8 protein-coding genes are annotated in these 13,011 nt (G+C 30.6%); all 8 read right to left on the bottom strand.

The window, feature by feature from the left end; translation table 11 throughout:
* Positions 1-349: 349 nt before the first annotated feature.
* From PW5551_RS05570 to PW5551_RS05535, 8 genes are read right to left on the bottom strand one after another with little or no spacing between them, the layout of a single operon-like run.
* The gene (locus PW5551_RS05570; protein ID WP_113074806.1) at positions 350-2,533 is read right to left on the bottom strand and encodes a TIM-barrel domain-containing protein; all 2,184 of its coding nucleotides are present in this window, start codon (positions 2,531-2,533) and stop codon (positions 350-352) included.
* Between the two features lie 27 nt (positions 2,534-2,560).
* The gene (locus PW5551_RS05565; protein ID WP_158526148.1) at positions 2,561-4,294 is read right to left on the bottom strand and encodes a DUF4910 domain-containing protein; all 1,734 of its coding nucleotides are present in this window, start codon (positions 4,292-4,294) and stop codon (positions 2,561-2,563) included.
* A 16-nt stretch (positions 4,295-4,310) separates the two neighbouring features.
* Positions 4,311-5,321 carry a galactose-1-phosphate uridylyltransferase gene (gene galT / locus PW5551_RS05560; protein ID WP_113074804.1) on the bottom strand — a complete coding sequence of 337 codons (1,011 nt, stop codon included), beginning with the start codon at positions 5,319-5,321 and terminating at the stop codon, positions 4,311-4,313.
* Position 5,322: 1 nt separating this feature from the next.
* Complete coding sequence (locus PW5551_RS05555) at positions 5,323-6,774, bottom strand: glycogen synthase (protein WP_113074803.1); 1,452 nt, start codon at positions 6,772-6,774, stop codon at positions 5,323-5,325.
* A 15-nt stretch (positions 6,775-6,789) separates the two neighbouring features.
* A complete protein-coding gene (locus PW5551_RS05550; RefSeq protein ID WP_113074802.1) occupies positions 6,790-7,395 on the bottom strand; it encodes a CBS domain-containing protein in 606 nt (201 codons plus the stop codon).
* Between the two features lie 41 nt (positions 7,396-7,436).
* Positions 7,437-8,660 (bottom strand): M20 family metallo-hydrolase, encoded by a 1,224-nt coding sequence (locus PW5551_RS05545; protein ID WP_113074801.1) that lies wholly within the window; start codon positions 8,658-8,660, stop codon positions 7,437-7,439.
* Positions 8,661-8,687: 27 nt separating this feature from the next.
* Positions 8,688-9,743, bottom strand: coding sequence for a magnesium/cobalt transporter CorA (gene corA, locus PW5551_RS05540; protein ID WP_158526147.1), 1,056 nt, complete (start codon positions 9,741-9,743; stop codon positions 8,688-8,690).
* A 4-nt stretch (positions 9,744-9,747) separates the two neighbouring features.
* Entirely contained in the window at positions 9,748-12,954 is a 3,207-nt protein-coding gene (locus PW5551_RS05535) for an exodeoxyribonuclease V subunit beta (protein ID WP_158526146.1), read from the bottom strand.
* Positions 12,955-13,011 lie beyond the last annotated feature (57 nt).

Genomic DNA, 13,011 nt, shown 5'->3' with positions numbered 1-13,011 from the left:
ACTGCAGACGGGGTAGTCACTCTTTAATTTAGCTTTTANNNAATTATATGTACCACACCCTGTCAGACTTTCAGTCTGACACCCCTCTCAAGAGGGGAATTTAAGCTAATTCTGCTTCTGTGAAGGTAAATCAAAAGCAACTACCCCGTCTGTGACCACACCCCGGCTGCGACAAAGAACATCGCATCCACCCCTCTCAAGAGGGGAATTCTATTATATTAACTCTTCAAAAAGGGGAATTAAAGAGTGAGGCCGACATAATAATTATACCTCCAAAGTAGTTTTATAATTTTTATTAATTACGTGTCTACTTTGGAGGTATCATATCAAAAAAAAAATACCGGCTTTTTTAAATTATCTTATCTTTTCTAACTGCACTTCCGTCGCTATCGTACAGTTCAAAGTTAATTTTTTTAATTTTTAGTAAGTTTTTAGGATCTTCTTTTTTGACGTCTATCTTGAAATCACCATTTTCTTTTACAACGTTTATTTTTATTTGAGCAAATTCTCCTTTGGCAAAGTTATATGTTTCTCCATCGTCATCATAATAATTGTAGATAGCTTGATCGGTTACTAATCCTACTACCCATAATTCAGTGATTTCCTTTTCATCAACGTAGTTCATTGGTTCAGATAAGACTATTAGATTGTTTTCTTTTATGAATAGAGGAATTTGTTCAAGGTCTGCTTTTATATAGTAATCACCTGGTTCATAAACATTCATATTTCTCTCTTCAAATTTAGAAGCATTCCAGTTTAGCCATTTAACATCGGGCAAATGTACGAATCTACCTTTTTTATTTTGTTCATACACAGGTGCAACCATTAAAGACTCGCCATACATATACTGATCTTCGATATCTTTTACTCTTTCATCATCGAATACAAAGGATAATGGTTTTACAAATGGAGTAGATTCTTTAACAGAGTTCATATATTCAGAGTAGGTGTACGGTAAAAATGCATATCTCAACCTAACTATGTCTTTCATTATTTTTAAAGATTCCTCATCAAATTGCCATGGTTCTTGGGGCCTTGTGTTTAGTGCCGTGTGATTTCTAAAAAATGGTGTGAATGCACCAAGTTGCATCCATCTTACAACTAATTCGGCTGATGCATCAGCACCAAAGCCACCTATATCAGCTCCCGTGTAGAAAAATCCAACCATATTTAATGATTGAAGCATTCTTATATTAACAAGCATATGTTCCCACCAAGATTTGTTGTCCCCCATCCATATTGAGGCCATTCTATGCAATCCTGGATAGCTACTTCTTGATAAGAGTAGAACTCTTTGGTTAGGTAATAATTCTTTCATTTCTTCTGCGGTTGCCTGTGTGTTTTTAAAACCATAAAGATTATGTACCAAATCATGGTTGATCAACGTTCCATCATCTAGTTTGTGATAAAAACTTCTATAATCTTCTCTGTTATTAGAAATATTAACAAAATTCTCTTTTGCCAGGAATACTTCGATCCCTGCCTCATCTTTATTTTTTTCTAAATCTTTGAGTAAATCAAAAAGTTTATCTAAACTTTTGGGAGTATAAAATATAGATGGTTCGTTCATATCGTTCCAGAATCCTTTTACTCCCATATCTGTAAATACTTTATACTTTTGCCCCCACCACTTTCTAACTTTCGAATTTAAAAAGTCGGGAAAGTGGGTTAGTCCAGGCCAAACAGCTGCTACAAAAGGGTTAGCGTCTTCATCAGTACAAAAATAACCATTTTTCTTACCTTCTTCGAATACCTCGTAACCTTCTTCAATTTTTACTCCAGGATCTAAAATGGGGATTACCTTTATTCCCTTTTCTTTTAAATCCTTTACCATTCCTTCGTAGTTTGGGAATGTTTCTTTGTTGATTGTAAAAACTTTATAACTATCCATATAATCAATATCGGTATATATTACATCCAAAGGAATTCCTAATTCTCTGTATTTATTGGCTACTTCTCTTACTTCTCTTTCGCTAAAGTAACTCCATTTGGATTGTTGAAAACCAAATGCCCATTTTGGAGGTATGTAAGGTTTTCCTGTCAAATTGAAATATTCTTTTATAATGGATAGTTTTTCGTCACTATCAAAAAAGTACATATCAAAGTCTTTTGAAGGAATCGTGATTTTTAAAATGTCTTTGTGAGTAAAACTTATATCAAAGATTATTTCTGAAGGGTAATCGATGAATAATCCAAAAGTTTTTTCTCCATCTAATATCATAAAAGGATGAGTGCCGTATAAAGATTGCTTTTCAGGTGTATGTTCAGGGTCATCGGTATTGTAGAATCTATAGATTTTACCTCGCTTGTTAAGAGCTCCTAAGGTTTCACCAAGTCCATATACGACATCATCTTTTGCCATCTCATAAATAAAACTTATTTCGTTACTTTTTTCTTCTAGTCTGAGAAAAAGAACATTTGAAACCAGTTCAAAATCATTGCTATCGATATCTTTAATAACAGCACCTGTTTTAAAAGGAGTTCCGCTTCTGAATAACGTTGTTTTTTCTGTGAGTTTTTTCTTTTTTAGCATAAATTTTTCCTCCTTTAGCCACATTTTCTATAATAATGAGCTTTCTATCAAATTTTCTTCTTTTAATCTTTTTAGGTAATATTCTAATTCGTTTTTTATATCTTCTTTAATGTCTAACTCTGTTTTAGCAATATTGATTGCATCTTCTTTTGAGAAACCAAGTTCAAAGAGGTTTAAAAATTCATCAAAAAAGTCATCTAAATTGGGGACCTTGTATTTAGGAGTTCTAAACCATAAAACATCCTCGATTGTTTGCCATGAGTTCGAAATAGAACCTTTGTTTTTTCTTATTTTTCTTTTTTCAATGGGAATCAAGGTAAAATCTACTTTTTCTTTAAAAAAGTCTAGTAATTCTTTTTCTACTTCATCATATTCTGATAGTTGATTTAGTTTTGTATAGGTTATGTAATTTATATAATTTGAAACTAAGCTATTTTTTCCTGCAATAAGTTTAAAATGGTTGTTAATTATCTTACCTTCTACTTGGGCTGAAACTTCTTTTTTCATGTTGGAAAGATCGTATATTGTTTTCAGAACGGCTTTTCCTATCCATTCTATAGTTTTTTTTGAACATTTGTCTATTGTATCATCACTTGAATGGTAGTATCTATCGGGCCAATTGGTTAAAGAAATTGCAGGAATATTTAAGTTGGGATCTGAAAATATATAATGATCAGAACCTCCCCCATATTTTCCAAAAGATAATCTGAAAAAAGGGTTTTCTAAGTTTATATAAAGTAGTTCTGCTAGAAATGAAGGTATTGACCAAGGTGAAGGGGTTAAATTTAAAGTTGATCCTGTTTTAGTTTGGTCTTCTCCTACCATATCTAGGTTGATAACATAGGCATTTGATGGGATTTTTTTTGTTAGATAAGCTGCTGTTCCAAACATTTCAGGTACCCATAATCCGGTTATTTGCCTGTCTAAACTGTCTTCAAATTTTTCTAATACTCTCATTATTTCAGTCAAAAGAGCGGCTCCACTTGCATTGTCATTGGCGCCTGGTTTTGGATGGCATAAGTGGGCAGTTAGAAATATTGAAGCTTTATCTGTACTTTTACCTAATGTTTTTTCAATCACTTCAAGGTTGTTTGTTCCTTCGTCAGAATCTAATAATGCTTCTATGTATGTTTCTTTTTTTGATATTGATTCTTTTAATTCTAGAAATTCATTGTATGATAAGGCATAACCATACGCATATTTTTTCTTAAAATCTGGAAAAGAAGTGTAATTAACAGTGTCTGACAATAATTCTGGTGTTCTATCTATAGATTTTTCTTGACTTCTCATATAATAATTTAATATACATCGGGCTCCAAACTTTTCTACAGCGTAATGATATATTATTCGTGGATCGCCTTCAGCTAAAACAGCGTTACCCTCTTCAAAATCTTTATAATCTTCTTCGTTTTCCCCACTTCCTACATCAAAAACTTTTAATTTTTCAACTCCGTTGGTTTTATCAGATAAGAACATTGCAGAAATTGGGTATAAAGACAGGTCAGAAACGATATATTTGCCATTTTGATATTTCAAATAGCCACCTTTTAAATTCCAGCTAGAAGGACTTTTCCAGCTGTTATATGTCTTATCCATTGGGAAAAGCAATAAATTAGATGCATTTACAAAATTTCGGATTACTTTTACTGCTTGTGAATATTCTAAACTTCCCTTAGCTCTGTGAAAAGAGGATATTTTTCTTATTAGTTCAATAACGTTTTTTGCTGAAAACTCATTAATCATTTCTTTTAAATTGAGCATTTTATTCCCCTCTAGCTTAAAGTATGTCCTTCTCTTCCATGAGATCTGCACAAGCTTGTTCTGGTGAAACATGGTTTATGTGAAACCCTGTACCCCATTCGAATCCGGCAGCATGAGTTAGACGTGGTAAAATTTCTATATGCCAATGGTAGAATACTTCCAAGCCGTTTATAAAGGGGGCAGTGTGTATAAAAAGGTTATATGGAGGATCATCCAATTTTTTGTCGAATCTTTTTGTTATCATTGATAAGGCTTTAGCAAGATCTTTAACTAAATTTTCATGGTTCTCTAATGTTCCAAAATCGTGTGAATGTTTAATGGGTAATATCCATGTTTCATAAGGGAATCTAGAAGCATAAGGAGCAATTGCAACAAATTCTTCTGTTTTAAATATGACTCTTTGTTTATCTTTTAGCTCTTGATTTATAATATCACAATAAACACATCTTTCTCTAAAATCATAATATGATTTTGAACCTTCTATTTCTGATTTTATAGTTACGGGAATTATGGGAGTGGCTATTAGTTGGGAATGAGGGTGTGATAAAGATGCTCCTGCTTCTTGACCTTTGTTTTTAAATATTTGAATGAATTTTATGTTTTTGTCTTTTCTGATTTCCTTAAATCTTTTTATATATGCCCAAATCACTTCTTTTATTTGATCTATAGGCATTTGGGAAAATTTTGTATTATGCTCTGGTGTTTCTATTATAACTTCATGGAAACCATACCCAGACATTTCATCATATATTCCTAACCCTTGCTTTTTTAAGGTATTTTTTGTACTCAAGGCTGGGAATTTATTTGGAACAACTCTAACCCACCACCCAGGAGAATTAGGAGTTGTGTTTGGTTCTCTAAAAGCGAGTATTTCTTCCGGAGTACTGTACTCGTTCCCATAATCAAAAGGGCAGAAGGATGTTTCTATTTCATCATGACTTTTTTTAAAATCCATAGGTCTTTTAGAACGTTCAGAAGAGATAATAACCCATCTTTTGATTATGGGATCTTTTCTTAATTCCATCATTTTAAAAACCTCGTTTTTTGGAAAGAGCTATCTTGTATAATTCTATATATTTTGTTGCTGTCTTTTCATAGGAAAAATCAGCTTTCATACAGTTTTCAAATAGGTTTATCCAGTCTTCTTTCCTTTTTTGATTAGTATAAACAGCTTTTAATAAGGAGTATAATAAATCTGATTCATTATATTCATGGAAACCAAACCCTGTTCCTATTTTATCTTTTGGGTTGAATTCTGTTACTGTGTCTTTTAAACCACCTGTGTATCTTACAACAGGAACAGTTCCATATCTCATTGAATACATTTGACCTAAACCACAAGGTTCATACTTTGAAGGCATTAAAAATATATCAGAACCTGCATAAATCTTTTGGGCTAGATCTACATCGAAGGTTATATTTATAGAAACTTTTTTTGGGAAGATATTTATCAAAGAAGAGAAATAATCTTCATAATTTTTTTCACCTGTTCCTAAAAGAATAAATTGAACATCAGCTAGTAAAAAATATTCTACTATTTTTGAAATTAAATCTACGCCTTTTTGGTCAAAAAGTCTACCAATGAAAGAAACGATCGTTTTGTTGGCATTTATATTTAAATTCAAATATCTTTGTAAACTTCTTTTGTTTTTTAATTTATCTTCATAACTTTTAATAGGAGCAAAAATATGAGGGTCGTTTATGGGATCATAAACAGAGTAATCGATGCCGTTTAAAATCCCGAAAAGATCATCAGACTTAACTTTTAAAATCTTATCCATTCCATATCCGTATTCTTCAGTCTGAATTTCTTTAGCATAAGTAGGGCTGACTGTGTTTATTACATCACTGAATAGGATTCCACCTTTTAGGACATTTACTTTTCCATAGTATTCTAAAGCGTTCATGTTAAAAAGATAATTTGGTAAACCCGCATAATTTAAAACATTCGGGTCAAATAATCCTTGATAACCAATATTGTGTATTGATAAGAGAGTAGATATCTTTCCTAATACGTTATCTTCAATGTAATTGGTTTTTAAATATACAGAGATTAAAGATGTATGCCAATCGTTTAAATTAATTACAAGTGTATCGTTTTCCAATTCTTTTATTGTTTTCAATGCAGCATCACAAAAGTAGGAGGTCTTTAAGAAAATATTTTCTTCTTCATATATATTTTTTGAATCAAAAAGTTCCTCTGATTTTATAAAATAAACCGTTACTTTGGAATTTGGTAAAAAGCTTTTATAAACTGAAAAAGGACTTTTATAATTATGGGAATCAGGAATTAAATTGCTTTTGACTAGTTCAAAATTGGAAGTATCGGTATTATTCTCTATAATCTTATGAAAGGGCATAATTACGTATATATTTTCTCCTAAATCTCTAATATATTTTGGTAAAGCTCCAGCAACATCAGCCAACCCACCAGCTTTAGCATATGGAGAAACTTCATAGGATATATATGCAATTTTCATATTTATTCCTCCCCTCTAATCTTCTTCGTAAATGCCTTCATATTCAATATTTTCCTCGTCTAAAATATCAGAAATTTTATTAATATCTTTAATTCCTAGTTTTAAACTTACCATTCTTTTTTCTTTTGAAATCTTTGCGGTCATTAAGGAAAGAACGTTTATATTTCTACTGGCAAATATTCCAAGAGTTTTGTTCAATTCGCCCGGAATATCCCGTATTAATATAATAGTTCTTGTTCCTTTTTCTTCCATTGCTGATATAGTCTTAAAGGCTTTTAAAACTTCAAATAAACCAAAAACACCAACAGGATACATTTCGTTGTCTACTATCGGTAGAATTCTCAGTCTATTTTCTAACATCAATACTAAGGCGTCTTCTACTAAATCTGTATCAAATAAGAAAGAGTCCGTAGGATCCAAGATTTCTATTAGTTTTTTGTCCATTTCATAAGTATAGAGAGAGGTTATATCTCCCCTAGAAATTAAATTATAGAGGGTTCCATCTCTTCTAATTACAACTAAATATTCTGAGTCATTTTGTAATTTTTCTAATGCTTTTTCCATTGTTTCTGTATAATCTATAGTTTCAAAGACTTTGTTTTGCCATATTTTTATATACATTTCTTTGCCCCCAATATTATTCAAAAGAATAAAGAATGAAATCACAATTTAGACATGAGATAAGCAAAGACTTGTGTATCTTTTATCAAATTATCTATTTTTACGTACTCGTTAGGTTGATGTGCAGTTTCATCTAGCGTAGCCCAAACAACAGCGGGAAATCCCGCTCCTCTTACGATAGCCGCACACGTTCCCCCACCTATTCCACCTACTTTTACTTTTATATCTCTTAATTCCTCCAAACAATCTTTGAGTATTCTCACTGAGGGATGATCTTTGGAGGTAGGTTTTTTGGCTTCTTCAAGATGTTCTCCTTCCACTTTTATTTTTACATTCCATTTTTTTTCATACTCTTTTGAAAGGTTTTGAAGGCCGGTAATTATTTCGTCTACATCGTAATTTGGAAGTATTCTGCCATCAAAGTAAATAATATCTGTTCCAGGGATAGTGTTTATATTATCTACGTTTTTTACCTTTTTTGTAGGTTCAAAAGATGAGTAAGGATAGTTAAATAGTTCATCTTTCAAATTATAATTTATACGGACATAGTTATCTGCAGCTAGAGCAAAATCCATACCGGCTCGATGTGCATTTGTAGACAAATTAGGCATAGAGGCGTGACCTTGTTTACCGTAGGTGGTGATTTTTAGCCACATTATAGATTTCTCTGCAACCTCTATGAAACTGCCATCCGAACTACCAGAATCGGGAACATAAAACCAATCATTTTCATCAAAAGCATCTTCTTGTAATAAGTATTTGATACCAAAATCTGAACCTGTTTCTTCGTCAGAAACAAAAGCTAAAGCTATATTGTTTTTTGGTCTGATTCCTAAATCCATTATACTTTTTATAGCGTATAAGGTTGAAATTAAAGAGGCCCCGTTATCTTCGCTTCCACGGCCATAAATTTTCCCGTCTCTTTCAACTGGATCGAAAGGTTCTGAAATCCAAAGGTCTAAAGCTCCTGCCGGAACTTTATCCATATGAGTAACAAACCATACAGTTCTTTTAGGATCAGTTCCCTTATATATAGCAACAATATTCGGTCTGTAACCATATTCAACGGCATCATCCGGAGCATTGTATTTTTTGATTTCATCGAACTTCCAATTTTTAATTAACGATTCTAACCATTCCGCGGCTTCTTTTTCACCAGGACCTCCAGTTCTTGGGTTAACAGAGTCAATAGATATAAATTTTTTAGAACTTTCCACAATATCATTTTTCAATTCGTCTACTTTTTTTATTATTTCTTCTTTCATGCATTCTTCCCCCTCAACTTTTATTATTTAAAACCACTTTTTCCTTTTAAAAATGATAATCATAATAATCGCTATAACAACCATAATTCCTAATACTACAAAGTAACCATATTTCCACTGTAATTCGGGCATATACACAAAATTCATTCCGTATATACCTGCTATGAAAGTTAGTGGAATAAAAAGAGTAGAAATTATGGTTAATATTCTCATTATTTCATTAAGCCTATTACTTACAATCGAAAGATAAATTTCTGTTATATTGTTAAGATTTTCTCTCAAAATTTCTATTGATTCATTTATTCTCACAGAATGATCGTATAGATCCATGTAGTAAAGCTCATTTTTTTCTGTAATAAAGCTATCTTTTTTTCTTTGAAGTTGAAATATAATTTCTTTTAAAGGGAAGACAAACCGCCTGAATCTCAATATTTCTTGTTTTAGTTGTTTTATATTAATAAAAAGTTGTTCTTCAACTTCTTCTGTCATCTTTGCATCTATCTCTTCCACAGAAGAAATGTAAGAATTTAATCTACTAAAATAACTATCCGTTGCAATATCCATAAGTGAAAAAATCAAATAACCAAAATCTTTTTCTCGGATATTTCCCGTATTGTTTTTTAGCTGTTCTTTTAAAAGATCTGTTGTATAATTATTTTCTTCTAAAAAAGTTATTAAAATATTTTCTTTTGCAATAATACTTAGCTGTCGAAACTCTAATTTTTCGTAAAGATCACGAAAAACTTTTATAACAACAAAAGTATAAGTATCAAAGAACTCAACTTTTGTTCTTTGATTTACGTTGATAATGTCTTCTAGGGTTAATTTGTGAAGATTAAACTTTTCACCAAACGTTTTTAACTTTGTTTTATCTGATACATTGATAAAATTAACCCAGTGAATTTTATCTTTGTTTAGTTTATCTAAAAATTCAAATTCTACATTATCATATTCTTCATACGACGATTCACTATATGAAATCACATTAATGATGGCATTTGATGGTTCAACTTTACCTGTATATATTAATTCACCTGGGGGTTTTCCAAATTTGGTCATCTTCTTTTGCTTTTCTATGTACATTTTTTCAATCATCCCCACTATTATATATTTTAGAAATCATATCAAATAATGTTTCTTCAAAATTCGGGTCATAATCAAAAATTATAGGTTTTTTCAACCTTTTAATGCTTACAATGTAACCTTTTTTCGGAGTCCCAAAATCAGATAACAGGTATAGGTAGAATTGTATTTGGAAGTTATAGTCTTTTATTTTATTAGGATTGTCTAGTTCTGAATATTTATAATCAAGAATTTCTATCTCACCATTTTCAATAATTACTTTGTCAGGTATACCAAAAAGCATGTATTCTCTATTTTTAACTTTAATCTGTTTCATCAATCTCCATTCGTTTTTTATTATCTTTTTTTGATTAGGAGTGAAGGCTTTTTTTATGATTTCAATTTCGTCAAAACCTTGAGGGAGTTCTCCATTTTCTATCATATTTTTAATATGACTTATATTTTGAGCACTGTTAAGTTTTGCATGAAGGTCGGAACCCCTAAAAATTAACTCTTCATCAGAAAAAATATTACTTGGATCAAAATCAGCTTGTGTATAATTTGGTGAGTAGTTTAAATCTTCTATCAATTCTAATTCTGATGGTTTTACTTCTCTAATAAGATAAGTTGGAGCAATATATTTTTTGTATGAAAGATTTGTTAAATCTTTTAAATTTTCAGGCGGGATATCTTGAAATGTATCATCACTTGTTTTAGTTTTAGAGTCAATAACTTCAATATCAATTTCTTCAATGTCATAGTGATTAATAATATTTATATTTGAATTTTTGGCCATTGAAAAAAAGTTATTTAGAGATTCGTTTTTTTGGTTGTCTACTATTACAGGTATTAACACATCTTTTGCTCTTGTTATACCAACATATGCTAATCTATTGGCTTCAGTATTGTTCAAAAATTCGTTGTTTTTAAACCATTTTAATAGCCAGTGATCTGTGTTTTCTAAATTTTCATCGAATACTTTTTTTAATAGGTAATATCTGTTGCCATCAGAATCAGGTATTGAAAATTCAATATAATCTTTGTTGTTATTACTGTTTTTCTTTTGGCTTATAGAATTATGTAACCCCAACAGAAAAACTATTGGAAATTCTAAACCTTTAGCTTTATGGATTGTCATTACTTTTACGCTGTTTGATTGTTCATCTTCCAAGGAAGCTTCCTCTTCTGAAATAGTAGAAGCTTTTTTCAAAAATCTTATCAATTCAGAAAAAGAATTTGCAATGGAGTTGTATTCTTCTGATTGACTTATTAGTTTTTTTACGTTTGAAATACAAACTTCAGGTTCGTTTGTTAAAGCTAGTTTAGAGAAATAATCATTTTCGTAGATTATACCCTTTAATATAGAAGAAGGAGATAAATAATATTTTATATCTTTGTACTTTTTCAAGGTCTCGTAACTATTTTTTATATCTTCTGGAAATTGGTCTTCTATTTTTTCAAAGGTTTCATACAAACTTCCTTCTCTATTTTCTACTAATTTGTCAAGTTCTTGGAAACTCATTCCAACCAAAAGGGACATCATGTACCGAACAAATTGGTAATCGTTGTAAGGGTTTTGAATAGTGTTTATAGCAGCAAAAATAGCCTGTATTTCAGCCCTTGTATAAAAAGATTTACTTCCAAAAATATAAAAGGGGATATTATATTTAGAGAAAATTTCTCTTATAACTTTTTCTGTTGAGCTCATTTCTCTTAATAATACGGCTATATCTTTAGGTTCTATTTTTCTTCGTTCATAATTAACCTCGTTTTCTTTCCTTTCTTTAAAATCCATCTCTTTGCCGATTAGCTTTTTGATAGCCCTGGCAGTTGCTTCAACTTCATATGTTATACGATGATCCTTGTTAGTTAGTGACTCTTCCTCGGTTGGTTCTATCAATAGATATTTTACTCTTTTATTATCTTTATTTGACAAAATTGGGATCTTTTCTGAGGATAAGGGATCAAGATCGTACGATGAAATATCTCCATTATGAAAAGAAAGATTTTCTAAAAGAACATGATCTATTCCATTAGAATTAAGTATTTCTTTTTTGAAAAGAGATTTTTTAGCTATATAATTTGCAAAATCTACTATTTCTTTATGAGAGCGCCTGTTGATAGTAAGTTCACCTAGAAGGACCTCTTCTTTAGAATTTTCTGCATCTGTTAAAGTACGGGAAAAAACCGAAACATCAGCGCCTCTAAAACGATATATAGACTGCTTTCTATCACCGACGTAGAAAAAGAAATTATCTTTTGTGTGGATTTGGTCAAATATCTCTTTTTGAAGATAATTAGTGTCTTGATATTCGTCTACTATTACATATTTAAACTTATTTTGATATTTTTTAAGTAACCAATCTTTGTTTTCAAATTCTGATAATACTTTTTCTAAAACCGCCTTGAAGTCAAACAAGAAAGAATCTACGGTTAAACCTAAGTAAAATTCGGTTGCTATAAGGGATATATACTTAAAAAGCCATAAGAAATCTGTATAAATTTTTGAAAGACTTTTATCATCTAGTTCTAAATCATCGATAATTAAGGATTTTGTCATTTCAAGTCGCCATTTTTGCATTATTTCCTTTAAAGCATTTTCTAAAGACTCCAATCCAAAATTCTTTAGCAACTCTTTAAAAGCATTTTTAAATCTTATTTTTTCACTATTTATTTCCTTTATATAATTTTCAATACTTTCTCTTCTTTTTGGGGATAGGAAATTTAACCAATCTATTTTTTTGTTCTCGTATATTTCCAATACTAATCTCAGTGCAGAATAAACAGATCTCTCGATTTCTCTATCGTTTTGAAAAGTGTTTATAATAGTAAAATTTGGATCAACTCCAATAGAGATATTATTTTCTCTGATAATTCTTGAACAAAAACTATCGATTGTTCTTATCCACGATCTAGGGAAGTTTATTTTTATCTCATTCCAGTATCTATGCCAGTCTAATTCATTGATACCGTATGGCGGTTTTTCATCTAACTTTTTAGAAATATTTTCAAGTATTCTATCTTTCATTTCTGAAGCAGCTTTATTTGTGAAGGTAACAGTTAATATATTGTCTATAATATCTGAGTTAGGAAAATTTTTTTCTAAGATTTTTATATAATATTGAGTTAGTATATAAGTTTTTCCTGTACCTGCAGATGCAGAAATAAAAAAATTCCTGTTAGGATTTTCTATTTCTTTATATACGTCAACTTTTTTTAAGGTCAATTTCATCATGTCCTTTCAAATAAACGAAAATTTGAATAATTATTACAAATATTATATCATAAT

Source organism: Petrotoga sp. 9PW.55.5.1, assembly GCF_003265365.1.
In the GTDB taxonomy this organism is placed as follows: Bacteria; Thermotogota; Thermotogae; order Petrotogales; family Petrotogaceae; genus Petrotoga.
The sequence above is the reverse complement of the archived record's forward strand: the minus strand, read 5'-3'. Positions and strand labels throughout refer to the sequence as shown.

What these genes read in the sequence shown, in the direction of transcription:
- PW5551_RS05570 (WP_113074806.1), bottom strand. Translation starts at nt 2,533, where the DNA reads ATGCTAAAAAAGAAAAAACTCACAGAAAAAACAACGTTATTCAGAAGC.
- PW5551_RS05565 (WP_158526148.1), bottom strand. Translation starts at nt 4,294, where the DNA reads ATGCTCAATTTAAAAGAAATGATTAATGAGTTTTCAGCAAAAAACGTT.
- galT (WP_113074804.1), bottom strand. Translation starts at nt 5,321, where the DNA reads ATGATGGAATTAAGAAAAGATCCCATAATCAAAAGATGGGTTATTATC.
- PW5551_RS05555 (WP_113074803.1), bottom strand. Translation starts at nt 6,774, where the DNA reads ATGAAAATTGCATATATATCCTATGAAGTTTCTCCATATGCTAAAGCT.
- PW5551_RS05550 (WP_113074802.1), bottom strand. Translation starts at nt 7,395, where the DNA reads ATGTATATAAAAATATGGCAAAACAAAGTCTTTGAAACTATAGATTAT.
- PW5551_RS05545 (WP_113074801.1), bottom strand. Translation starts at nt 8,660, where the DNA reads ATGAAAGAAGAAATAATAAAAAAAGTAGACGAATTGAAAAATGATATT.
- corA (WP_158526147.1), bottom strand. Translation starts at nt 9,743, where the DNA reads ATGTACATAGAAAAGCAAAAGAAGATGACCAAATTTGGAAAACCCCCA.
- PW5551_RS05535 (WP_158526146.1), bottom strand. Translation starts at nt 12,954, where the DNA reads ATGAAATTGACCTTAAAAAAAGTTGACGTATATAAAGAAATAGAAAAT.